This is a genomic window from Paraburkholderia ultramafica, assembly GCF_902859915.1.
GTDB classification, from domain to species: domain Bacteria; phylum Pseudomonadota; class Gammaproteobacteria; order Burkholderiales; family Burkholderiaceae; genus Paraburkholderia; species Paraburkholderia ultramafica.
On the sequence record NZ_CADIKK010000052.1, the window covers coordinates 1 to 24,231 of the forward strand.

Annotated in this window: 20 protein-coding genes, 2 tRNA genes and 2 pseudogenes; 13 read left to right on the forward strand and 11 right to left on the reverse strand. The window is 63.5% G+C overall.

Features of this window, described 5'->3' with window-relative positions:
• Positions 1-109 precede the first annotated feature (109 nt).
• Positions 110-688: pseudogene (locus HV744_RS33170) on the forward strand (IS6 family transposase); the annotation flags it as partial.
• A 68-nt stretch (positions 689-756) separates the two neighbouring features.
• Here the strand turns inward: HV744_RS33170 and HV744_RS33175 are convergent.
• A complete protein-coding gene (locus tag HV744_RS33175; RefSeq protein WP_246279312.1) occupies positions 757-1,218 on the reverse strand; it encodes an Lrp/AsnC family transcriptional regulator in 462 nt (153 codons plus the stop codon).
• A gap of 170 nt (positions 1,219-1,388) precedes the next feature.
• On the opposite strand from HV744_RS33175, the pseudogene HV744_RS33180 reads away from it, so the two are divergent.
• Positions 1,389-2,408: pseudogene (locus HV744_RS33180) on the forward strand (ornithine cyclodeaminase); the annotation flags it as partial.
• Positions 2,409-2,502: 94 nt separating this feature from the next.
• On the opposite strand, the gene HV744_RS33185 reads toward HV744_RS33180, so the two are convergent.
• The 7 genes from HV744_RS33185 to fdnG form a co-directional block, all read right to left on the reverse strand.
• Positions 2,503-2,598, reverse strand: a tRNA-Sec gene (locus HV744_RS33185).
• Positions 2,599-2,625: 27 nt separating this feature from the next.
• Positions 2,626-4,539 carry a selenocysteine-specific translation elongation factor gene (selB, locus tag HV744_RS33190; protein WP_175153536.1) on the reverse strand — a complete coding sequence of 638 codons (1,914 nt, stop codon included), beginning with the start codon at positions 4,537-4,539 and terminating at the stop codon, positions 2,626-2,628.
• Complete coding sequence (gene selA / locus HV744_RS33195; protein ID WP_175153537.1) at positions 4,536-5,966, reverse strand: L-seryl-tRNA(Sec) selenium transferase; 1,431 nt, start codon at positions 5,964-5,966, stop codon at positions 4,536-4,538. The genes selB and selA overlap by 4 nt, the downstream gene beginning before the upstream one ends.
• Positions 5,967-6,001: 35 nt before the next feature.
• Positions 6,002-6,997 (reverse strand): formate dehydrogenase accessory protein FdhE, encoded by a 996-nt coding sequence (fdhE, locus tag HV744_RS33200; protein ID WP_175153538.1) that lies wholly within the window; start codon positions 6,995-6,997, stop codon positions 6,002-6,004.
• Between the two features lie 100 nt (positions 6,998-7,097).
• The gene (locus tag HV744_RS33205) at positions 7,098-7,754 is read right to left on the reverse strand and encodes a formate dehydrogenase subunit gamma (RefSeq protein WP_175153539.1); all 657 of its coding nucleotides are present in this window, start codon (positions 7,752-7,754) and stop codon (positions 7,098-7,100) included.
• Positions 7,741-8,673 carry a formate dehydrogenase subunit beta gene (gene fdxH / locus HV744_RS33210; RefSeq protein WP_175153540.1) on the reverse strand — a complete coding sequence of 311 codons (933 nt, stop codon included), beginning with the start codon at positions 8,671-8,673 and terminating at the stop codon, positions 7,741-7,743. Before fdxH ends, HV744_RS33205 begins: the two co-directional genes overlap by 14 nt.
• 9 nt (positions 8,674-8,682) lie before the next feature.
• Positions 8,683-11,751: a formate dehydrogenase-N subunit alpha gene (gene fdnG / locus HV744_RS33215; RefSeq protein ID WP_175153541.1), complete on the reverse strand. Its 3,069-nt coding sequence runs from the start codon at positions 11,749-11,751 to the stop codon at positions 8,683-8,685.
• A gap of 695 nt (positions 11,752-12,446) precedes the next feature.
• Between fdnG and selD the strand changes: the two genes are divergently transcribed.
• From selD to HV744_RS38135, 4 genes are all read left to right on the forward strand, one after another.
• Positions 12,447-13,511: a selenide, water dikinase SelD gene (gene selD / locus HV744_RS33220; RefSeq protein WP_175153542.1), complete on the forward strand. Its 1,065-nt coding sequence runs from the start codon at positions 12,447-12,449 to the stop codon at positions 13,509-13,511.
• A gap of 161 nt (positions 13,512-13,672) precedes the next feature.
• A complete protein-coding gene (mnmH, locus tag HV744_RS33225) occupies positions 13,673-14,743 on the forward strand; it encodes a tRNA 2-selenouridine(34) synthase MnmH (protein ID WP_175153543.1) in 1,071 nt (356 codons plus the stop codon).
• Positions 14,744-14,767: 24 nt separating this feature from the next.
• On the forward strand, positions 14,768-15,823 hold the full coding sequence (locus tag HV744_RS33230; RefSeq protein ID WP_175153544.1) for a permease: 1,056 nt from the start codon (positions 14,768-14,770) through the stop codon (positions 15,821-15,823).
• A 16-nt stretch (positions 15,824-15,839) separates the two neighbouring features.
• Complete coding sequence (locus HV744_RS38135; protein ID WP_281363689.1) at positions 15,840-15,974, forward strand: hypothetical protein; 135 nt, start codon at positions 15,840-15,842, stop codon at positions 15,972-15,974.
• A 100-nt stretch (positions 15,975-16,074) separates the two neighbouring features.
• On the opposite strand, the gene HV744_RS33235 is transcribed toward HV744_RS38135, so the two are convergent.
• Complete coding sequence (locus HV744_RS33235) at positions 16,075-16,446, reverse strand: hypothetical protein (RefSeq protein WP_175153545.1); 372 nt, start codon at positions 16,444-16,446, stop codon at positions 16,075-16,077.
• Between the two features lie 40 nt (positions 16,447-16,486).
• On the opposite strand from HV744_RS33235, the gene HV744_RS33240 reads away from it, so the two are divergent.
• The 7 genes from HV744_RS33240 (at position 16,487) to HV744_RS33270 (ending at position 22,096) form a co-directional block, all read left to right on the forward strand.
• A complete protein-coding gene (locus HV744_RS33240; protein WP_175153546.1) occupies positions 16,487-17,230 on the forward strand; it encodes an IclR family transcriptional regulator in 744 nt (247 codons plus the stop codon).
• A gap of 68 nt (positions 17,231-17,298) precedes the next feature.
• The gene (locus HV744_RS33245; RefSeq protein ID WP_175153547.1) at positions 17,299-18,351 is read left to right on the forward strand and encodes a cyclase family protein; all 1,053 of its coding nucleotides are present in this window, start codon (positions 17,299-17,301) and stop codon (positions 18,349-18,351) included.
• Between the two features lie 32 nt (positions 18,352-18,383).
• Positions 18,384-19,085 carry an SDR family oxidoreductase gene (locus tag HV744_RS33250; protein ID WP_175153548.1) on the forward strand — a complete coding sequence of 234 codons (702 nt, stop codon included), beginning with the start codon at positions 18,384-18,386 and terminating at the stop codon, positions 19,083-19,085.
• 2 nt (positions 19,086-19,087) lie between these two features.
• Positions 19,088-20,047: a 3-hydroxyacyl-CoA dehydrogenase gene (locus HV744_RS33255; RefSeq protein WP_175153549.1), complete on the forward strand. Its 960-nt coding sequence runs from the start codon at positions 19,088-19,090 to the stop codon at positions 20,045-20,047.
• A 75-nt stretch (positions 20,048-20,122) separates the two neighbouring features.
• Entirely contained in the window at positions 20,123-21,451 is a 1,329-nt protein-coding gene (locus HV744_RS33260; RefSeq protein WP_175153550.1) for a short-chain fatty acid transporter, read from the forward strand.
• 51 nt (positions 21,452-21,502) lie between these two features.
• A complete protein-coding gene (gene catC / locus HV744_RS33265; protein ID WP_175153551.1) occupies positions 21,503-21,787 on the forward strand; it encodes a muconolactone Delta-isomerase in 285 nt (94 codons plus the stop codon).
• A gap of 12 nt (positions 21,788-21,799) precedes the next feature.
• Complete coding sequence (locus HV744_RS33270) at positions 21,800-22,096, forward strand: YciI family protein (protein WP_175153552.1); 297 nt, start codon at positions 21,800-21,802, stop codon at positions 22,094-22,096.
• 42 nt (positions 22,097-22,138) lie between these two features.
• On the opposite strand, the gene dhaL is transcribed toward HV744_RS33270, so the two are convergent.
• Both dhaL and HV744_RS33280 read right to left on the reverse strand, forming a co-directional pair.
• Positions 22,139-23,842: a dihydroxyacetone kinase subunit DhaL gene (gene dhaL / locus HV744_RS33275; protein ID WP_175153553.1), complete on the reverse strand. Its 1,704-nt coding sequence runs from the start codon at positions 23,840-23,842 to the stop codon at positions 22,139-22,141.
• A 245-nt stretch (positions 23,843-24,087) separates the two neighbouring features.
• A tRNA-Val gene (locus HV744_RS33280) sits at positions 24,088-24,164 on the reverse strand.
• Between the last annotated feature and the right edge of the window lie 67 nt (positions 24,165-24,231).

Here is a 24,231-nt window from a genome sequence, read left to right on the forward strand (position 1 = left end):
AGTGGGCCGCAGCGTATCAGGCTGCAACAAGCCCGGATATAGAGCTGCAACCCATCCTGTCGTCGTCTGAACACACGAAAAACCGTCGCAAACGGGAGGCGTTCATATAGAAATGATGCTTGAGCGCGGGATCGCGGTCGATCATTCAACCGTTCACCGATGGGCGCTCAAGCCGTTGCCTGCCTTGGAAAAAGCGTTCCGGCGGTGCAAACGGGCAGTCGGCAGGAGCTGGAGGATGGACGAAACCTATATCAGGGTCAAGGGTGAATGGCGGTATCTGTACCGTGCTGTGGACAAGGCAGGCAACACGGTGGATTTTCTGCTGCGGGCCCATCGCGACAAGGCGGCGGCCCGACGCTACTTCGAAAAGGCTATCGGCCAGAATGGCGAGCCGGAGACCGTGACGATAGATAAAAGTGGGTCGAATCTGGCCGCGCTGCTGGCGCTCAACGCTGAACGTGAGAAACGGATCAAGATTCGTCAGAACAAGTATCTGAACAATATTGTGGAGCAGGACCACCGGGCCATCAAACGCCGCACCCGGCCGATGATGGGCTTCAAGAATTTTCGTTGCGCCCGCATCATTCTCGGCGGCATCGAGACCATGCATATGATCGCCAAGGGTCAAATGGAAGACTGCATTATCGGTCAGACTCAGGCTGATCGATTTTACTCGTTGGTAGCATAAGCATTCCTCATCATTTCGATCGTCTTCGCACCGCAAACCTTATCGCGACAGTACCCGTCCTGCGCCGCTCACATCTTGTGGGTGGACAGCAGGATGCTGGTTTCGGTTGTGGCGATACCGTCGATCAACCGGATCGCCCCCAGCACGCGGTCGAAGTTTTCCAGCGTATCGGCCCGGAGTTCCGCAATGAGGTCCCAGCGTCCATTGGTGCTGTGGATGGTCGCGACGTTGGGATGTCCGCGCAAAACCTTCAGCACGTCCGTTGCCCGATTACCCTCCACGGCAATCGACATCAATGCGCGTATCCGGTGTGCCTCGGCAGCCGGTTTCACCCGCACCGTGTAGCCGACGATCACCCCATCCTGTTCAAGACGCGTCAGACGGTTCTGTACCGTCGCCCGCGAGACCCGCAGTTGCCTGGCGAGCGCAACCACGGACATGCGAGCGTCGTCGCGCAAGAGCGACAGCAGTTGCCGGTCCACATCATCGAGATTCATCGTTTTCCGTCGAAGTTTTTCGTTCCAGGGCATTGGGCGAAGCCAGTCAACTACTGGTACGCAGAATGTTCACCCGCGTCGAGCATTTTGCCATTTTCAATACACTTTTTGATAAGTTTGCGAGCTATTTGTTGGCGCCGTTCAGCGGAATAATTTCTCCATGGCTGGTGCACGCGCCCAGATCAATCAACGGAGACTTGTTCATGACCCGTTTTCTCGACGTACCCGCAACCTACCGACTTATCGCCAATGTCGGCGTGCCCCAGGTGCTGCGCGAACTCGCGCAAACCATCCGTGCCGACTACCTGCGCTGGCCCGACTTCGACAAATCGCCTCGCCTCGCCTGTCACTCCAGCGTCGGCGTCATCGAACTGATGCCGGTAGCCGACGATAACCTGTTCGCGTTCAAGTACGTCAACGGACATCCGATCAACGCAGAGCGCGGCATTCATACGGTGATGGCGTTCGGCGCGCTAGCAGCCGTCGATACCGGCTACCCGTTGTTCGTTTCCGAATTGACGCTCACCACGGCGTTGCGCACGGCTGCCACATCGGCGCTCGTGGCACAGACACTCGCTCGCCCCGATTCAAGAAAGATGGCATTGATCGGCAACGGCGCGCAAAGCGAATTCCAGGCGATCGCATTCCACGAATTGCTAGGTATCGATGAGATTCGCGTGTTCGACGTCGACGCAACCGCGACGGACAAACTCGTGCGCAATCTTGCCGCGTGGCCGTCGTTGAAGATCGTGCGCGCGGCGACCACTGCGGAGGCCGTGCGAGGCGCCGACATCGTCACAACGGTCACCGCCGACAAGGCGTACGCAACCATCATCACGCCCGACATGGTGGAACCCGGCATGCACATCAATGCGGTAGGCGGTGACTGCCCGGGCAAAACGGAGTTGCATGCGGACGTGTTGCGGATGGGCCGGGTGATCGTCGAATACGAGCCGCAAACGCGGATTGAAGGTGATATCCAGCAACTGCCCTCGGATTCACCCGTGACGGAATGGTGGCGTGTTCTGCGAGGCGAGGTTGCTGGCCGGGAGAGAAACGCGCAGATCACCATTTTCGATTCCGTCGGCTTCGCACTCGAAGACTATTCAGCCTTGCGCTATCTGCACGCGCTAAGTCAAAGCCGCGGCGTGGGAATCGAGATCGCATTGATTCCACCTGCACACGATCCCAAGAATCTGTTCGACAGGCTCGCATCGCCTTCGATCGACACCGGTGTAGGGGTAGTCATAAAACTTCCGCCTGGAAGTTTTATGACTACCCCTACACAAGAGGTCGGAACAGGCCGGAAGGCCCATGTGGCGGAAGGCAGCAGGAGTCGAACCTACCTGAGAGCGTCTGACGCCCTCAACTGGGTTTGAAGCCCAGCCGCACCACCGGATACGAATGCCTTCCTACGGTGATTGAACTACGCGTTGCCGATCAGAGCAGATCGAGCCAACGACTATCCGTGCGCAGCAGATGCAGCCCACGGTGGAAGCGAGTATACCCAACCCGGTCGAAAAATTCCAAAAGCTGGATCGCGCGCTTGCGCCCCAGTCCGGTGACATCGCGAAACGGCGCGGCGGCTACCGTGCCCGCGTTCTTCCGCGCCTCGGACGCCGCGATCGTCGCCAGTTCGCGAATGACGTCGTGGTGATAAAAGAGGTCATGCACGACCTGAAAAAGCTCGCCTTGCCGCGCGAGTTTGCGCAGCAACTGACGCATGCGCTCCTCGGGCACGCCGTGCGCACTCGCCAGATCGCGCACCCACGGCGGATCGAAGCGCCCCGCCTTCACTTCAGGCAGCAACGCCGCGGCGAGCGCCCGGTCGGCGTCGTCGAGCGTCACGGTATGGCCCGGCAGATGCAGCCACGGCCCGCGTTTGACAATCGCGCCGCGCGCAGCCGCAGCGTCGACGAGCGCGCGCCACAACGCATCGTCCACCAGCGGCGCCGCGATTCGCCGCAAGCGCGATACGTCCGGACCCAGCTCGTCCGGCGAACGCTCGTGATACTGCGTGAGCGTTGCAATCAGCCGGTCAGCGAGCGCCTGCCACATCGCGTCGGCGACCAGCAACGCGTCGTGGCCCGGCAACTCGACCACGCGCGTCTCGGACGGCAACGCGAGCGCAGCCGCCGGCATGCCCGTCAGCCTTTCCAGCAACGCGCGCGACAAACCGTGCGGCGCCCGCGCGAACATTGCGTCAAGCGTGCCGGTGTCGAGCATCGTCTGAATCGCATCGAGCCACGCGAGCCGCTCAGCCGAACGCCGTTTACGCGACGGCGCGAACGGATCGAGCACATGCCCGCCGCCCACCGTGCGATTGGCCTGCGCATTGCGCACCACAAACCGGTCGCCCGGCACCGCGCACACCGGCCGCTCGAACACGAGTTGCACGCGAGCACGCTGACCGGCACCAAGAGTTTCGCCTTCGAGCAACGCGACATGCGCGACCTGATGCTGCGTGCCCAGATGCACATGCAGCGGCGCCCAATGTTCCACCGTGAGCGATGCATCGGCGAGCAGCGTCAGCATCACGTCGATCCGCTCCGACGCTTGCGACAAACGCGGATCGACGATCCAGTCGCCGCGATCGATCGCGCTCTTCTCGATGCCCGCCAGATTCAACGCACAGCGCTCGCCGGCGCGTCCGGTCTCAGCCGGGCGATTCTGCGCATGAATGCTGCGCACACGCACCGGTTGATTCTTCGGCGCAAGCAGCATCGTCTCGCCGACCGTCACGCGGCCGGAGACCACCGTCCCCGTGACGATGGTGCCCTGCCCCGACAGCGTGAAGACGCGATCGACGGCAAGACGAAACAAGCCGTCAGCACGCCTCATATGCCACGCCGCGGCCGCCGCGTGCAGATGCGCCTTCAGCGCGGCCACGCCGGGATCGTCTTCGCGCGTCGCGCAGGTATCGAACACGGGTGCGTCCCGCAGCACGCTCGCGCTCAGAAACGCGGCGACTTCGTCGCGCACTTCCCGCAGACGCTGCGCGTCCACGCGATCCACCTTGGTCAGCGCTATCGCGCCGCGCTGGATGCCGAGCAGTTCAACGATCGCCAGATGCTCGCGCGTTTGCGGCATCACACCGTCGTCGGCGGCAATCACGAGGAGCGCAAAATCGATTCCGCTCGCGCCCGCAGTCATCGTGTGCACGAGTTTCTCGTGGCCCGGCACGTCGATCAGGCCGAGCACGTCGCCGTTGTCGAGCGGCACGTACGCGTAACCCAGTTCGATCGAAATGCCGCGCGCCTTCTCTTCCTTCAGACGATCCGTATCGACGCCCGATAACGCCTTCACCAGACTCGTTTTACCGTGGTCGATATGTCCCGCCGTGCCGACGATCATGCCTGCGTGCCCTTCAGTTGCTCGATCAGTTGCGCTTCATCGGCGGCTTCGAGGCAGCGCAGATCGAGGCGCAACGCATCGTCCGCGATACGTCCGAGCACCGGCCGCGCCATCTCGCGCAGCAGCTTTTCCAGCGCGAGCAAGTGGCGGCCGCCGCGCTTGCCGTCGGCCATTCTGACGACGAGGCCGTAGCTCGGCAGCACGTCGACGGGCAACGCACCGCTGCCGATCTGGCTGAACATCGGCTCCGCGGCCACCGCGTAGCGCTCGCCGATCGCACGCTGCAACGCCGGCTGCACGCGCTCCGCGGCGAGCCGGATGTCGTCGGCGGCACGCGTGAGCAGGCGCAACGTGGTCAGCCGTTCCACCAGTTTTTCCGGCGCGCGATACAGCTGCAACACCGGCTCGAGCGCCGCGAGCGTCAGTTTTCCGACGCGCAGCGCGCGCTTGAGCGGATGCTTCTTGATCTTCGCGATCAGATCGCGCCGCCCGACGATCAACCCGGCTTGCGGGCCGCCGAGCAGCTTGTCGCCGCTGAACGTGACGAGGTCGGCGCCGGCTTCGACGGTTTCGCGCACCGTCGGCTCACGCGGCAAGCCCCACTGGCTCAGATCGACCAGCGTGCCGCTGCCGAGGTCCACGGCGACCGCGAGGCCGCGCGCATGCGCAAGCGGCGCGATTTCGTCGAGGCCGACTTCTTTGGTGAAGCCGTTGATTGCGTAGTTGCTCGCGTGGACCTTCATCAGCAGCGCGGTTTGCGGGCCGATGGCTTCGTCGTAGTCCTTCAGATGCGTGCGATTGGTCGTGCCGACTTCGCGCAGCTTCGCGCCCGCGCGGCTCATGATGTCGGGAATGCGAAACGCGCCGCCGATCTCGACCAGTTCGCCGCGCGACACAACGACTTCTCTCTTCGACGCCAGCGCGGACAACGTGAGCAGCACCGCGGCGGCGTTGTTGTTGACCACGGTCGCCGCTTCGGCGCCGGTCAGTTCGCAGATGAGCTCGTCGATCAGATCGTCGCGGTCGCCGCGCTTGCCGGTGCCGAGATCGAACTCGAGGTTGGCGGGTTGAGTGAGCGCCTTCATCACCGCCTGCACCGCCTCGTCGGGCAACAGTGCGCGGCCGAGGTTGGTGTGCAGCACGGTGCCGGTCAGATTGAACACGCTGCGCAAGCGGGACTCGTTGCGCCGGCGCAGCGCGGCTTCGACCGATGCGTGCAGCCGCCCGATGTCGAGCGCGCCGACCGACGCGTCACCTGTTTGCGCGCTGGCGCGCCACGCGTCGAGCGCATCGCGCACCGCGCCCAGCACCTGCGTGCGGCCATACCCGCTCACGAGCGCCGCGAACTCCGCCGACGCCATGACCTTTTCCACCGACGGCACGCGCGCCATCAGCGCGCGCAATTCCGAGCCGCTCACATCGCTCACGAAGCAATCCCTCTGGTAGTCGTGTCCGGCCGATTCTAGTCGGACTCGCCGGCAGGCTCAGCCGCACTGTCGGCCTGTTCCGGCCACAGCCACGGATGCGGCGACGCGCGCCGGTAGCCCTCCGCCCCCATCAGCAGATCCAGCGTGAGGCTGGCGAGATCGTCCGCGAACGGATCGAAGTCGTAGTCCTTCGACTGAATGCCGATCTTGCGGTAAGTATGGCATTCGTCGCACGACTCCGCCTTCAGCACGGCGTTTTTCGATTCGGCTTCGCGCGTGGCCTCATCGGCGTCCGGCGAGCCGACCGTGTGATAGGCGATGCCCTTGGTCGAATCGCAGTTCGAGCATTTCGAGCGCACCATGTGCCACTCGGTCGAGCACAAGCCACATTGCAGGTAGCGGTAATTGTCATACGCGCCGCCCACCCGCACGATGCTCGCCACCGGATGCGATCCGCACACCGGACACAGGCCGGGCGTTTCGAGGTACGGCACCTCGCGCTTGTCGATGTCGGCGGCGAGATCGGTCCAGACCACCTGCAACGCGGCCGTGATGAAGGGCGCGCTGGCCGGATCGACTTCATCGAAGCGCTGCGCGAAGATCGCGTCTGCCTGGGCTTCGAGCGTGGCCGTGTCGAGCGTGCGCAACCGGGCGATCAGCGCTTCGAGCGGCGGCGTGAGCGGGCCCGCGGCTTCGACCTTGTCGAGCAACTGGCGCAGAACGTCGTGCCACGCCGGATCGCGTACGCCGGAGAGCGCTGGAATCAGCGGCATCGAATGCTGCTGCGCGCTTGCGATCAATTCGGCGCTGGGCGGCTGCGCCTTAAAGCCCGCGATCACCGCTTGCTGCGCGTCGGCCAGCACGGCCATCAGGCGCAGATAGCCGGCGATCGGATTGTTGAGTGCCGCGAGCTGGCGCAGGCGCGCGGCGCGCGGCGCGAACACCGCGAGCCGTTCGGGCATGCGGATGCGGGGAATCGCCGTGTGATCGAGCGACTCGATATCGCCGGCTTCAAGAATGCGTTGAACCACAGTATCGACCTCTTAAAACTGAAGAGCCGCCGCGCTTCGTCGAACAAAGGCGGCGGCTCGGTGTGCAATGCGCTGGAAAGCGCGCTGCCTTGTTTGCCGATTACTTGCCGATTATTTCCTTGAACCAGTTCGGATGATGCTTTCTCGCCCAGCCGTAGGTCACGGTACCGCGTGTCATCGCGCGGATCGATCCCTTGACCCACAACGCCGCATAAATATGCACGACGATGCCGACGATCAGCACAAACGCTGTGGCCGCATGGACAACCGCCGCGAACCGGATGATCCCAATCGGGAAGTAGAACGAGAAGTAGCGCCGCCAGATCACAATGCCGCTCGCCAGCAACAGCACAAGGCAGATCACCATCGTGAAAAAGAGCAGCTTTTGACCGGCGTTGTACTTGCCGATCGCGGGGAGCTTTTCCTCGCGATTGTTGAGCACGTCGTCGATCTGCTTCATCCACTGCATGTCGGCCTTGTCCAAATAGTTGTGGTGCCAGAAACGCAACGCAAGAATCAGGAACGACACGAACATCACGCAGCCGATGAACGGATGCAGAATCCGCGTCCACTGTCCGCCGCCGAGGAGCGCGTAGAGCCACGACATCGCCGGATGAAACAGCGCGAGCCCGGAGAGCGCCAGCAACACGAACGTTATCGCGGTGATCCAGTGATTCGTGCGCTCGTTCGGCGTGTAGCGCACGATCAGACTATTGCCCTTCACGTCCTTCAGCCCGGTTTGCTCAGTGTGATTCATTGGATGCCTCCCGAGAACGGCGTGCTTCGTCGGCTTCGTGCTGGGCTTCGGCTTCGTCCTGCTCCGTCACCTCGTTCGGGCCGACGCGCGTGTAGTGGAAGAACCCGGCCACCGCCGCGAACGCGATACCCGCCAGCGCCAGCGGCTTCGACAAACCCTTCCACAGCGACACCATCGCGCTGATCTTCGGATTCTCCGGCAAACCGTGATACAGACCGGGACGATCGGCGTGGTGCAGCACGTACATCACGTGCGTGCCGCCCACGCCGGCGGGATCGTACAGACCGGCGTTCTGGAAACCCCGCTCCTTCAGATCCACGATCCGGTCCGCGGCCTGCTGATGCATGTCTTCCTTGGTGCCGAACATGATCGCGCCGGTCGGGCAGGTCTTCACGCAAGCGGGTTCCTGGCCAACTGCCACGCGATCCGAACACAGCGTGCACTTGTACACGCGGTTGTCCTTCTTCGAAATGCGCGGCACGTTGAACGGGCAGCCGGTTATGCAGTAGCCGCAGCCAATGCAGTTTTCCTGGTGGAAATCCACGATGCCGTTGGTGTACTGCACGATCGCGCCAGGCGACGGACAGGCCTTCAGACAGCCCGGATCCTCGCAGTGCATGCAGCCGTCCTTGCGGATCAGCCACTCCAGATTGCCGTCGGAGTTCTCGTACTCGGAAAACCGCATGACGGTCCACGAATGCTCGGTCAGATCGGCCGGGTTGTCGTAGACGCCGACGTTCACGCCGACTTCATCGCGCAGATCGTTCCACTCCATGCAGGCGGTCTGACACGCCTTGCAGCCAATGCACTTCGACACGTCGATGAGCTTGGCAACCGTGCCCGTGGCCGGCTCGCGCGCTTGCGGCGCGGGCACGGTCGTGGCCGAGATGCGTTTGATATCCAGTGATTGCAGTGCCATCTCTTTTCCTTATGCCTTTTCGACCTTGACGAGGAACGACTTGAATTCCGGTGTTTGCGAATTCCCATCGCCCACGGAGGGCGTCAGCGTATTGACGAGATAGCCCGGCTGCGTGAGTCCCTTGAAGCCCCAATGCAACGGCAGTCCGACTGTCTGGACTTTCTTGCCTTCGATCGTCAGCGTTTTGATCCGCTTGGTGACGAGCGCGACCGCAATCACGTGTCCGCGATTGGACGACACCTTGATGCGATCCCCAGCCACCACGCCGACCTCCTTCGCCAGATCCTCGCCGATTTCCACGAACTGTTGCGGTTGAATGATCGCGTTCAGATGCGCATGCTTGGTCCAGTAGTGGAAATGCTCGGTCAGACGATAGGTTGTCGCCGTATGCGGGAAGTTCTCGTGCGTGCCGAACGCGGCCCGGTCGCCCGGGAACACGCGCGCCGCCGGATTGCTGACGACCGCCTTGTTGTCCGGATGCAGCGGGTTGTAGCCGAGCGGCGTTTCAAACGGTTCGTAGTGCTCGGGGAACGGACCTTCGACCAGACCATCCCGCGAGAAGAAGCGCGCGACACCCTCCGGATTCATGATGAACGGATTCATGCCGTTTTCAGGCGGCTCGTCGAGCTTGAAGTCGGGAACATCGGGACCTGACCACGTCTTGCCGTTCCACCCGATCAACTTGCGCTTCGGATCGAACGGCTTGCCGCTCACGTCGCAGGACGCGCGGTTGTACAGAATCCGCCGGTTCGCCGGCCATGCCCATGCCCAGTTCAGCGTATTGCCGATGCCGGTCGGGTCGGAGTTGTCGCGGCGGCCCATCTGGTTACCCGCCTGGGTCCACGATCCGCAGAAGATCCAGCAACCGCTCGCGGTGCTGCCGTCGTCGCGCAACTGCGCGAAGCCAGCCAGCTGTTCGCCCTTCTTCGCGAGCACCTTGGTTTTGTCGGTCGGATCGGTGACGTCGGCGAGCGCGCGGCCGTTGTACTCCATCGCGAGCTCTTCAGGCGTCGGGCTCGCCGGATTGGCATACGGCCAGCTCATGTTGAGAATCGGATCGGGATACTTGCCGCCGTTCTTTCGATAAGCGTCGCGGATGCGCAGCCACAGCCCCGACATGATTTCGAGGTCGCTCTTCGCTTCGCCCGGGCCGTCCCCGCCCTGCCAATGCCACTGCAGTACGCGGCTCGAACTGACCAGCGAGCCGCGCTCTTCCGCGAAACAGGTGGTCGGCAGACGGAACACTTCAGTCTGGATCGACGCCGTGTCGACGTCGTTGAAGTTGCCGAAGTTCTTCCAGAACTCGGAGGTCTCGGTGGCGAGCGGGTCCATGATGACGAGCCACTTCAGCTTGGCCAGACTCGCGCCGATCTTCGCCTTGTTCGGCGCCGCGGCGAGCGGGTTGAAGCCCTGCGCGATGTAGCCGGTCATCTTGCCTTGATTCATCAGCTCGAAGACCTGCAGCATATCGTATGACTTGTCGAGCTTCGGCAGATAGTCGAAGCCGAAATTGTTCTCGGCCGTCGCGTTATCGCCCCACCACGACTTCATGAAGCTGACGTGGAACGCTCGATAGTTGCGCCAGTAGCTCAACTGGTTCGGCCGCAGCGGCTGCGTCGCGCGCTTCGTGATGTACGCGTCGTAGTCCTGCTCCGCTTCCATCGGCAGCGTCATGTAGCCCGGCAGCAGGTTCGACATCAGGCCGAGGTCGGTCAAGCCCTGGATGTTCGAGTGACCACGCAACGCGTTCATGCCGCCGCCCGCAATGCCGATATTGCCCAACAGCAATTGCACCATCGCGCCGGTGCGGATCATCTGCGAGCCGACCGAGTGATGCGTCCAGCCGAGCGCGTACATGATCGTGCCGGCGCGTCCCGGGACGGCCGTCGATGCCAGCATCTCGCACACGTGCAGGAACTTCTCCTTCGGCGTGCCACAGGTTTTCTCGACCTGCTCGGGCGTATAGCGCGAGTAGTGCTGCTTCATCAGCTGATAAACGCAGCGCGGATGCTGCAGCGTCGGATCGACTTTGGCAAAGCCGTCGTCGCCGCGTTCGTAGTCCCACGAAGTCTTGTCGTAGCTGCGCTTCTCGGCGTTGTAGCCCGAGTAAAGACCATCGGTAAACGAGAAGTCGTCACGAACGATGAACGACATGTCCGTGTAGTTCTTCACGTACTCGTGCTGGATCTTGTCGTTGGTGAGCAGATAGTTGATCACCCCGCCCAGGAACACGATGTCCGTGCCAGTCCGAATCTGCGCGTAATAGTCCGCCACCGACGCCGTGCGCGTAAAGCGCGGGTCGACCACGATCAATCTTGCCTTGCGATGCGCCTTGGCTTCCGTGACCCACTTGAAACCGCACGGGTGCGCCTCGGCCGCATTGCCGCCCATCACGAGAATCACATCCGCGTTCTTGATGTCGACCCAATGGTTCGTCATCGCTCCACGGCCAAACGTCGGGGCAAGACCTGCCACCGTCGGGCCGTGTCAGACACGGGCTTGATTGTCGAATGCGAGCATGCCAAGACTGCGAACAGTCTTGTGCGTCAAATAGCCTACTTCGTTGCTACCGGCAGATGCGGCTAGCATGCCGGTGGTCAGCCAGCGGTTGACTTTCTTGCCGTCTTCCGTCGTCTCGACGAAGTTGGCATCGCGGTCCTCCTTCATCAGCTTGGCGATGCGGTCAAGCGCGTCTTCCCACGAAATGCGTTTCCATTCATTCGAGCCGGCCGCGCGGTACTCGGGGTACTTCAGGCGGCTCTCGCTATGAATGAAGTCGATCAGACTCGCGCCCTTCGGGCATAGCGTGCCGCGATTGACTGGATGATCGGGATCGCCTTCGATATGGATGATGCTCGACTTCGCGTTCTTCGCGTTGTCGCCAAGTCCATACATCAGGATGCCGCAGCCTACCGAACAGTACGGGCAGGTATTGCGGGTTTCGGTTGTGCGCGACAATTTGTACTGGCGGACTTCCGCCAACGCGGGTGCTGGCGAGAAGCCCATCAGGGCTAGACTCGATCCGGCGAGCGTGGTGGCGGATACCTTCAGGAATTGTCGCCGGGACATAAGGGTCATTGAATGGCCTCGGCTCTTTTGGGGTACTGATAATGATTATAGATGCCGGCATGAAGTCATGCAGCGGAGATCGCAAGCGATCAACAACGCGGCAAATATGAAGTTTCACAGCCGATTTAACAAAGTTGGGCGTTATTTCTGCTCCACAGATGAGCGATAAATGAACCTCTCACACGGACTATTGCGCTCCTATGACTCGTCGACACCTCGCTTCTTATATGTCATGCAATTGTTACACCGCAGCGAAACTGCGCGCATCGGCACGTCTGGTGCCGCTGGTACGCGGCGCTACGATACTCATCGCAAGCCCGTGCTGCATCGCGCAAATTGCGCAGGCAACGGCTCGGCACAGCGGGAAAAGCGCACTTCCATGGTGGACGCCGCGCCCGATCCGGCCGCCTCGACGGTCCACGAATCGCAAGGCGCAGGCGGTTTTGACAATGGGCTGTACGGAACGGAGCGGGCAGTAATAAATTGCAATCGAAGCCATCAGACACGAGTCAATTTGTCGCACTTTTGCGGAATGCATTTTGCGATTGGCTCCGCCTCTTTGACGGCCTGCCTATTTTTGAGACGAGCGGCGGCGAATTCGCTTCCCACCGGAAGGAGTCGCGCGCACGAAGCACGGTCCCACAGCACGACATCCGAACAACCATCATAATTGCGGTCATCCGAAGCCCGAGAATCGCGCCACCATGACCGACACCCACGCCCAAACGAGCCCATCGCCCCGCCTCACCAGCCTGTCGCACGGCGGCGGCTGCGGCTGCAAGATCGCCCCCGGCCTGCTCGCCGATCTGCTCAAGCGCAGCGCGCCGCTGCCGTTCTTTCCCGACCTGCTGGTCGGCAACGATACCGCCGACGACGCTGCCGTCTACAAGCTCAACGACGAGCAGGCGATCGTCGCCACCACCGACTTCTTCATGCCGATCGTCGACGACCCGTTCGACTTCGGCCGGATTGCCGCGACCAATGCGCTGTCCGACGTCTACGCGATGGGCGGCAAGCCGATCATGGCGCTGGCCATCGTCGGCATGCCGATCAACGTGCTGCCGCACGAGGTGATCGCGGCTGTGCTGAAGGGCGGCGAATCCGTGTGCGCCGAGGTCGGCATTCCGCTCGCCGGCGGCCATTCGATCGATTCGGTCGAGCCGATCTACGGCCTCGTCGCCATCGGCGTGGTCGATCCGAAGCGCGTCAAACGCAATGCGGGCGCCCAGGCCGGCGACGTGCTGATTCTTGGCAAGCCGCTCGGCGTGGGCATTCTGTCGGCGGCGCTGAAGAAAGACCGGCTCGACGCCGCCGGCTACGCCGCGATGATCGGCGCGACGACCAGGCTCAACCGCCCAGGCGCTGAATTGGCCAGGCTGGACGGTGTGCATGCGCTTACGGACATCACCGGCTTCGGCCTGCTCGGGCATACGCTGGAACTGGCGCGCGGCTCGAATCTGACCGCCCGCGTGCGCTACGCGGATCTGCCGTGGCTGCCGGATGTGGTGGGCCTCGCGGAAGCCGGCATCGTTACCGGCGCTTCGGGGCGCAACTGGGACGCGTACGGCAAAGATATCGTCTTGCCCGCCACGTTGCCGTCGACGGCCCGCGCGCTGCTGACCGACCCGCAGACGTCGGGCGGTTTGCTGGTTTCGTGCGCGCCGGAAGCGGTCGACGAAGTGCTCGCGCTGTTCCGCGCCGACGGCTTCGGCGACGCGCGGGTGATCGGCGAAATGGTCAGTGGAGAAAGGCGCGTCGAAGTCGTTTGACGTTTGACGCGCGAGCGGGCCGGCAGCCAACGCGAGAACGACGCGAAGAACTACGCGGGGCGCCGCCTCCCCCGCGAGCGGTCCCAGGCGCGTCGCAGGCCCGCATTCACCGCGCATGCGATAATTTCACCCTTCCCGCCGATCTGTTTCGCCCTTATCCCTTGAAAAGCCTTCTCGTCAGCCTCGAAAATGCAGATGATTTCGACGAAATCATCGATGTACGCACGCCTCTCGAGTTTGCGGAAGACCATATTCCGGGCGCGCTCAACGCGCCTGTGCTGAGCAATGAGGAGCGGGTGCTGGTCGGCACCACCTACAAGCAGGTGTCGCCGTTCGAAGGCACGCGCATCGGCGCGGCGCTGGTCGCGCGCAACATCGCGCATCATCTGGAAACGACCTTCGCCGACCGGCCGCGCAGCTGGCGGCCGCTGATTTATTGCTGGCGCGGCGGCAAGCGCTCGGGCTCGGTCACGACGCTGTTCAATATGATCGGCTGGAACGCGCGCCAACTGGAGGGCGGCTACAAGAGCTATCGGCGCGCCACGCTGCACACGCTCGAGACCCTGCCGAGAACCTTCAACTACATCGCGCTGGTGGGCCCGACCGGCAGCGGCAAGACGCGCCTGCTCTCGGCCTTGCACCAGGCAGGCGCGCAGACGCTCGACCTCGAAGCGCTGGCTTCGCATCGCGGCTCGCTGCTCGGCGCATGGACGGGCGTGCCGCAGCCGTCGCAAAAGCGTTTCGACACGCTGCTCGCCTGCGCGCTGCACGAGTTCGATCCGGGCCGGCCCGTGTTCGTCGAAGCGGAGAGCCGGCGCATCGGTTTGGTGGCGCTGCCGCTCGCGCTGCTGGAAACGTTTCATCGGGGCGCGTGCGTCGAGGTGCTGTCGAGCCGCGCAGATCGCGCCGAGTTCCTGCTGCACGACTATGCGCACCTGTTCGACGATCCCGCTGCGCTGAAAGGTCAACTGGAACGGATGATCGGTTTGCATAGCCGCGAGCGTGTGGCCGGCTGGCAGCAGCTGGTCGACGAAAACCGGCGCGCCGAGCTCGCGCACGAATTGATCGAGCAGCACTACGATCCGGCGTATGCGCGCAGCAGCCATCAGCATTTCGTGCAGTTGCCGCAGGCAGTGCAAGTGACTTTCCGCCCCAACGACGCTGACCTCGTCGAGCAGGCAAAAGCACTGCTTGCGCAACTCGATAGCCGCGCGCTCGCTGCTTCGATCTGATTAAAACCAACGTTTAAGGCCACCATGCAATCAACCCTTCGGCAACCTCGTGTCGCTGTCGGCTGGATCGTATTTCTGCTGATCGCCGTCGTCGGCCTCTTCTATGTGAAGTGGTTTCCGTACTACAACCGCGCGTTCGTCGCCGCGAGCCAGCATTCCATCGGCAAGTCGATCCTGATGGGCTCGTCGGCGAGTGCGCCGGCCGCTTCGTGGCAAGCCGCGGTCGACTACGCGCTCGCCTACGGCAAGGCGATCTGGCAAGCGATGGTGCTCGGCCTTCTGCTCGGCTCGGCGGTGCAGGCGCTGATTCCGCCGCAATGGGTCGCGCGCGCGCTCGGCCGCACCGATTTCAGCAGCGTGGTGAAGGGCGGCCTGATGTCGTTGCCGGGCATGATGTGCACCTGCTGCGCGGCGCCGGTCGTCGCCGGCTTGCGCGCGCGTCAGGCGGCGCCGGGCGCGGCGCTCGCGTTCTGGCTGGGCAACACCGCGCTGAATCCGGCCACGCTGATCTTCATGGGCTTCGTGCTCGGCTGGCAGTGGATGGGCTTGCGGCTCGCGCTCGGCATCGTGATGGTGTTCGGCCTCGGCTATCTGGTGAACCGCATGGTCACGCCGAAAGAAGCCGAAGCGTCGCGCGAAGCCCTCTCACAACTGGTCTCCGCCGACGACCCAGGCATCGCGTTCACGCGCTGGGTGAAAATTCTCGGCAAGATGACGCTGCGCCTCGTGCCTGAATACATCCTGCTGGTGCTGATTCTCGGCGCGGCGCGCGCGTGGCTGTTTCCGCATATCGGACCGAACATCGATAACAGCCTGCTGTGGATCATCGCGTTGTCGATCGCCGGCACCTTGTTCGTGATTCCGACCGCGGGCGAAGTGCCGATCATCCAGGCGATGCTCTCGTTCGGCATGGCGGCCGGTCCCGCCGGCGCGTTGCTGATGACGCTGCCGCTGATCAGCGTGCCGTCGATGGCGATGCTCGGACGCTCGTTTCCGACGCGCGTGCTGACGGTCGTGACGTTGGCGGTGCTGGTGTGCGGCGTGGTGAGCGGCTTGCTGGCCGTTGCTTTGGGCTTATGAATCCGGGCTTAAGAGTATGAAACGTATCGCCGCATTCGCTCTGACGAGCTGGTCGGCCGCCGGCCTCCTTTATGTCGGACAACACTCGGTGGCGCTGATCGTCGTCAGCGGGGTCGTCGTGCTGGCCGGCTTCGATCTGCTGCGCCCCTGACCGCGGGCTGCGTCCAGATTGAATCGAACGCGGGTCGCCGCCAGGCGGCTCGCGACCCGCGTCCCCTCCAGCAGAACCCCTCCGCCTTCAGCGCAGACCATCAACTCTGCGCCACCAGCGCCTCACGCGCCGCATCGCGCACGCCTTCCTGACGCATCCGCGTGATCAGACCGAGCGCGCAGACCAGCGTAATCAGCACATGCAGAACGCCAAGCGCGACCACCGACAGAATCGAGCCGGTCGCGCCGAACAGGTATTGCCCGAGAATCGGCGTCGTGCCGGCAAACACCATGCCGCAGATTTGACAGGAAAGCGAAATACCCGTGTATCGCACCTGGACCGGAAACGATTTCGCCAAAATGCCGGCCATCGCCGCGTAGTACAGCGAGTGCGGAATCGACGCGAGCGCCATGCCCGGCATCGCGAGTTTCGTCGAGCCAGGAACGCCACGGCCCAGGTGTTTACCCCTCATCCTATTGCCATCGCATTATCGAAATGCCGATAATGTTCTCATGGATGTGAAAACTGCAGTACGCGTCTTCGACGTGATAAACCTCTTTGCCGAAGTGCGGCAACCCATGATTTACAGCGAGATCGCGCGTCGGACCGAGATCCCGCTGTCGAGTTGTCACGCGCTTTTGCAGACCATGGTGGCCAAGGGCTACCTGTACGCGCCGGGCGTGAAGGCCGGCTATTACCCGACCCAGCGGCTGCTGCACGTCGCCCGCGACATCTGCAGCGAAGACCCGCTGACGCTGCTGTTCCAGCCGCTGCTCAGTTCGCTGCGCGACGCCACCGGCGAGACCGCGGCGCTCGCCACGCTGGCCGGCAACCGCGTCGTCTATCTGGACGTGATGGAATCGCGCCAGAAGATCCGCTATAGCGACGAGCCCGGTGGCTTCATGTATGTGCATGCGAGCGCGGCGGGCAAGGCGCTGCTCGGCGCGCTGTCGGTGGACGCGCGCCGCAAGCTGCTCGACAGTTGCGAACCGCTGAGCGCGTCGACCGATGGCTCGGTGATCGATCGCAAGACGCTCGAGATCGAAGTCGAACAAGGCGTGAAAAACGGCTGGCATCGCTCGACGGGTGAAAACGTCGAAGACGTCGCCGGTCTCGCGCGCGGCTTCCTGATTCACGGCGAGGCGTTCGCGCTGGTGCTCGGCGGTCCGAAGGCACGGCTCCTCAAAAACGAGCAACGCGCGATCGAAGCGCTGCTCGACATTTACGGTCAGATCCCGCCAGCACTGCTCGCGTGACGGCGCGCATCCACGGTTCGTTGTCCGAACGGTGGAGCACGCAGGCCAGACAAGCAAAGGACGTTGCAATGCGCTGGAAGAACAGACCCGAAGGCTCGAACTGGGGCGACTTCGGAGCCGACGACCAACTCGGCAGGCCGAATCTGATCGGCACGGAACAGGTGCTCAAGGGCGCGCGTGAAATCCGCGCGGGCTTGAGCTTCTGCCTGTCGCTGCCGCTCGACTTTCCCGGCGACAACAAGCTGAACGTGCGCCGTCATCCGCCGGTCTTGTGGCCCACGTTCAGGGATGACCTGCCTTACGTGAACTTCCCGTTCGCGCGCAATGAACCGGGTGCCACCGACGTGGTCAGCGACGACCAGGTGCTGCTCAGCCTGCAATACTCGACGCAATGGGATTCGCTCGCGCATGTGGGCGCGCGCTTCGATGCGGACGGCGACGGCGTGCCCGAGAGTGTCTACTACAACGGTTATCGCGCGCACGCGGACATCGTCGGGCCGATCGAGTATCGGGCGGACGACGGTTTTGCGCCGCACGCATGCGGCGGCGAACACAGTCACGCCGACGTGCTCGGCATCGAAAACCTCGCGGTCAAAGGCATGCAGGGCCGCGGCGTGCTGGTCGACCTGGTCGCGCACTACGCGCGCGAACATCGCACGGTCGGCTACGACGACCTGATGTTCGCGATCGAAGCCGATGGCGTGCAGATCGGGCGCGGCGACATGCTCGTGCTGCGCACCGGCTTCGCCGAAATGGTGCTGGAGATGAATCGCCAGCCTGACCAAGCGGTGCTCGACAGTCATTGCTGCGCACTCGACGGCCGCGACGAACGCCTGCTGCAATGGCTCACCGATTCGGGCATCGCCGCGCTCGCCGCCGACAACTACGCGGTCGAACGCTATCCGGCGCGCTCGCCCGCCACGCCAGGCGAGCATCCGCTGCTGCCGCTGCATCACCATTGCCTTTTCAAACTCGGTTTGCCGCTCGGCGAACTCTGGTACTTGCGCGATCTGGCCAACTGGCTGCGCGCAAACGGCCGCTCGCATTTCATGCTGACCGCGCCGCCGCTTCGATTGCCGGGCGCGATGGGTTCGCCCGTCACGCCGATCGCGACAGTCTGAACTGTTCCTCTTTCCCTTTCTGAATCTGAAACATGGCCAAAGAACGAGTGTTGATTACCGGCGGCGCCGCCGGCATCGGTGCGGCATGCGCCGAGCGCTGCAAGGCGGATGGTTATGACGTGATCGTGATCGACCGTGTGGGCGATGGGCTGATCGCCGACCTGTCGGACCCGCAAGCGACCGCGAGCGCGCTCGAACGCGCACTCGAAGGCGGTCCGATTACGCGTCTCGTCAATAACGTCGGCGTCGTGGTGCCGGCGAATGCGGAAGATCAATCGCTCGACGAACTCGAACGCGCGTGGGCGCTCAACGTGCGTTGCTCGTTGCAATGTATGCAGGCGCTGTTGCCCGGCATGAAGGCAGCGGGCTTTGGACGGATCGTCAATATGTCCTCGCGCGCGGCGCTCGGCAAGGAATTGCGCACCGCCTATTCGGCAACCAAGGCCGCGTTGATCGGCATGACGCGCGTGTGGGCGCTCGAACTCGGCGCGTTCGGCGTGACCGCGAACGCGATCGGCCCCGGCCCGATTCGCACCGAACTGTTCGACCGCGCGAATCCGCCGGATGCGCCGCGCACGCGCGCGATCATCGACAGCGTGCCGGTCAAACGCGTCGGCACGCCGGACGACGTCGCGCATGCCGCGTCGTATCTGCTCGATGCGCGCAGCGGTTTCGTCACGGGCCAGGTGCTGTACGTGTGCGGCGGCATGACCGTCGGCGTCGCGGGAGTCTGAGCATGCGCGCTCAGGTGACGCGGCGTGCGGGGATTGTCGGCGGCGGAAGTATCGGCATTGCGTTCGCGGTGGTGTTTGCGCGCGCCGGCTGGCAGGTGCGCCTGTTCGATCCGGCGGCAGAGCGGCGCGAGCTTGCACCGGCGGAGATCCTGCAACGTCTTGAAGAGCTGACCCGCTTCGGGCTGCTCGAAGAAGCGGCGAACGTGGTGGCGGCTCGCGTCGAGATCGTCGCGACACTGGACGCCGCCGCAGCGAATGCCGATCTCGTGCAGGAGTGCGCCCCCGAGCGCGAGGAGATCAAGCGCGAGCTGTTCGCGCAACTCGATCGCGCCGCGCCCGCGTACGCGATTCTGGCGAGCGCGTCGTCGTTTCTAGCGACCTCGCGCTTTATCGACGACACGATGCCGGGTCGCGGTCGTTGCCTCGTCGCGCATCCGGGCAATCCGCCCTATCTGATTCCCGTCGTCGAAATCGTGCCCGCGCCGTTCACCGATGACGGCGCCGTTACGCGCGCGATCGATCTCTACACCGATGCCGGCCTCAAACCAGTGCGCGTCATGCGGGAACTGGAAGGCTTCGTCTTCAACCGGCTGCAAGGCGCGCTGTTGCGCGAAGCGTATTGCCTCGTGCGCGACGGCGTCGCCTCGGTGGACGACATCGACACCGTCGTGCGTGAAGCGCTCGGTTTGCGCTGGTCGGTGATCGGCCCATTCGAAACCGCCGATCTGAATACGCGCGGCGGCATCGCCTCACACGCGCAGAAGATGGGCCCCTCGTACGCGCGCATGGGCGCCGAACGCGGACAGCACGATCCATGGACGCCGGAACTCGTCGCCGAAGTGACGGCCGCGCGCCGCAGCGCATTGCCGCTCGACCAATGGGAAGCGCGCGTCGCCTGGCGCGATCGCGCGTTGATGAAGCTGGCCCAGTATCGCAAGGAATCCGTATCGAACGATTCATAGCGGCAGCCGTTACATTCCGCCATCTTCGCCGCATGACCCGAAAACTATTATTCGACCAAACCTGGAGACAGTCACATGCAGAAAATCACCGCCTTCTTCACCGAGCTGATGCGCAAGTATTTGCCCGACCCATTCGTGTTCGCGATCGGCCTCACGCTGCTCACGATGATTCTCGCCGTGCTCGTTCAGGGCCAGGCGGTCGCCGCGCTCACCCTGAGTTGGGGCAAGGGTTTCTGGGCGCTGCTCGCGTTCACGACGCAGATGGCGGTGATTCTCGCGATGGGCTATGTGCTCGCCACCGCGCCGCTGACCGAAAGGTTCCTCGACCGGCTGGTCGCGCGGGTACACGATCCGCGCACGGCGGTGATCGTCGCGACGCTGGTCGGCGGTATCGGCAGCTATCTGAACTGGGGCTTTGGTCTCGTGATCGGCGGCATCGTGGCGCGCAAGCTCGCGATGAGCATCAAGGGCGTGCATTACCCGCTGATCATCGCGTCCGCGTATAGCGGCTTCACGATGTACGGTCTCGGTCTGTCGGCGAGCATTCCCGTGCTGATCTCCACCAAGGGGCATCCGATGGAAGCGCAGATGGGCGTGATTCCGCTCGCGCAAACGATCTTCTCGCCGACCATGCTGATCACGAGCCTCGTCGTCATCATCACACTGCCGCTGCTCAACGCATGGCTGCATCCGAAGCCGGGCCAGCCGGTCACGGAAATCAACCCCGCGCTGTACGAAGCGCCGAAAGTCGCAACGCCCGCGCTCGATATCGACGAAAGCAACACGATTGCCAACCGCCTGAACAACAGCCGCCTGTTGAGTTATCTGATCGGCGTGATCGGCGTGATCTACGTGGCGCTGCATTTCCACGGCGGCGGTTCGATGGACCTGAACCTGATCAACTTCATCATTCTGTTTCTCGGCATCATCCTGCTCGGCACGCCGATTCGCTACGTCGAAAAGCTCAACGAAGGGATTCGCACGATCAGCGGCATCATTCTGCAGTACCCGTTCTATGCGGGCATCATGGCGATCATGGCGGCGTCGGGTCTGGTCAACACGTTCTCGCATTTCTTCGTCAACATCGCGACGCCCGCCACGCTGCCGTTCTGGGGCCTGGTCAGTTCGTTCTTCATCAACTTCTTCGCGCCCTCGGGCGGTGGCCACTGGGTAATTCAGGGGCCATTCATGATCGAGGCGGCCAAGTCGATCGGCGCATCGGTCGGCCACACCGCGACCGCCGTGATGCTCGGCAACGCATGGAACGATCTGATCCAGCCGTTCTGGATCCTGCCGGCGCTCGCGCTGTCGAAGCTGAAACTGAAGGACATCATGGGCTATACGGTCATCATGATGTTCTGGATCGGCATCGTGTACACGGTGGCGATTCTCGCCTGGGGTTGAGCAAAAACATCCGGCCGCAGCATTGCGGCCTATTCGATGGAGAAGTCTCGAATGCTATATCTGGTTCACATGCAGGTTCAGATTCCTGCCGACGTCGACACGGCGTTGACCGATCGCCTGAAGGCCGAAGAAAAGGCCTTCTCGCAGAAACTGCAGCACGAGGGTAAGTGGCGTCACCTGTGGCGCGTGGCGGGACAGTACGCGAATTACAGCGTGTTCGACGTCGAGTCGAATGACGAGCTGCACACGCTGCTCAGTTCGTTGCCGCTCTTTCCGTACATGGCCGTGAACGTGACGCCGCTCGCGCAGCATCCGTCCGCGATCGCGCAGAACTGAAGCGGAGCGCAGATGCCCTACATCATCGAAACATTCGACAAGCCTGGCCACGCCGACGTCCGCACGCGTGAGCGTGATACCCATCTGGCGTTTCTGGAGAAGCACAAGGCGTTGCTGCTCGCTTGCGGCGCGAAGCTGAACGACGACGGCAGCGGCGCGGGCGGCGGCGTGTATGTCGTCGATCTGGAAACGCGCGAGGAAGCCGAGAAGTTTATCGCGGCCGATCCGTTTTCATTGGTCGATCTGTTCGAGCGCGTGACGATCACCCGCTGGCGCAAGGCTTATTTCGACGGCGAGTGCTGTTTGTAGAGCGGGCATTGCGCGGGCATGCGAACGCATGCCGCCACTCGCTCAACCGTTCAGCACCGCGCTAATCGCGATAAGCCACAACGCCACCGCATGCGCGCCCGGGTCCGCGTGACCAAGCGCACGATCGCCGAGATAACTCGAACGACCGCGTCGCGGACGCATCGACGCCGTATGCGCCGCACCTTCGGTGGCCGCGTCGACGGCAGCTTGCAACGCCGCGTGGATCTCCTGCGAGCGTGCGAGCGCGGACTGCAACGCATCGGCGGCGGGTTTCAGCGCATCGACCATCGTGCGATCGCCCGGCTGCGCACCGCCGAGCTCCATCAATCCGTTGACGCCCGCGCTGAACGCCGCCGCCCATTGCTGCGCGGTGGCGCCGCCCGGCTGTTCTAGCGTAGCAGCGGCACGCAACAGCAGCACCGCGTACAGCGGACCCGAGGTCCCGCCGACCACACGTCGCAGCGTCGCGGACATGCTGCGCAACACGGCGCCCGGCGTCGATTCGGCGGGATAGCCATCGATCTCATGAAGCACCGCGCGCGCGCCGCGCGACAGACTGATACCGAGATCTCCATCGCCGACGCGTTGATCCATCTCGGTCAGCGCCGGTTCCGCTGTCAGCAGGCACGCACACACGGCTTCGATCACGCGGCGCAGCGTCGCTTCGCGCGCCAGCGTCGCACCGCTCGCGCGCTCCGGCGTAACCGGTGCGGCCCGCACCGATACCGGCGCGACGCGGCCGCTCAACCCGGGCCATGCGCTGGTGTGCGTGACGGCATCGAGCCAGCCGAGCCGTTCATCGTCCACTCGCAACAGCGTCAACGAGATGCCCGACATTTCCAGCGCACTCAGGAACGTGCCGGCCCACGCGCGCTCCACCTTGATGCCGCGCCCAGCCAGATAACGCAACGCGGACCTGGCCGCAATGTTCAATTCGCTCGACGGCGTGCCGCCGAGGTTGTTCACCAGCAGCGCCACTCGCCCACCGGCTTGCAGCGACAGATCGCCGACGATCTTCGCCAGCAGCTTGTCGACGATCGCGTCGGCCGGCTCCATCGCGCCGCGCTCCACACCAGGTTCGCCATGAATGCCGAGACCCCATTCGATTTCGCCATCGGCCAGTTCGAACCCAGGCTTGCCCGCGGCCGGCACCGTGCACGGCGTGAGCGCGACGCCCATCGTGCCGAGCGCAGCGGCGCCCTCGCGCGCGATCCGCGCGACCACGGCCAACGGCCGGCCGGCGGCGGCTGCCGCACCCGCGATCTTGTGAACCAGCACGGTCCCCGCGAGCCCGCGACGGCCCGCATGGTCGCCGCTCGCCGTCAGCGCGACGTCGTCGGCGACGATCACCATCTCGGTGGGGATGCCCTCGGCGCGCGCGATCTCGGCGGCGAGCCCGAAGTTGAAACGGTCGCCCGTGTAGTTCTTCACGATCAGCAACGCACCTGCCGGGCCGGCCACCGCGCGTATCGCGTCGAGTACCGCGTCCGTGGACGGCGACGTGAAGACTTCGCCCGCCACCGCCGCGCTCAGCATGCCGTGGCCCACATAGCCGCCATGCGCGGGCTCGTGGCCCGAGCCGCCGCCCGAGATCAGCGCGACTTCGCCGCGCGCGGCAACGGCCTCGGCATCGGCCCGCACGACGATCGTGCTGCCTTGCAATAGCGAGAGATTGGGATTGAGCGCCGCGAGCCCGTCGAGCATGTCGGGGACAACGGCGCAGACGTCGTTGATGAGCTTCTTCATAGCGTCAGCTTCCTTTCAAGCTGCCGGCGCCGCGTCGCGCGCTGACGGCAGTTTATTCAGTTGCGAAACCGGAAGGCTCAACTGTACCGCGCATTAACGAAAGACGACGCAATTGGACAAGCGTGAACGCGTAACGGCACTCGCGAACGAATCAGGCGGCGAAGAAGGGGAGGCAATGCAGAAGGGACAAACTGACAGCACAGTAGACGAAAGCGGAACCGCTTTCGTCTACGTCACTGATGCGTTGGTAGGCTCGATTGGATTCGAACCAACGACCCCCACCATGTCAAGGTGGTGCTCTAACCAACTGAGCTACGAGCCTTTAGAGCGGCGAATTATAGAGACTCCGCGAGCGCGGCACAAGCCCTAACCGCTCTTTATAGCGACGC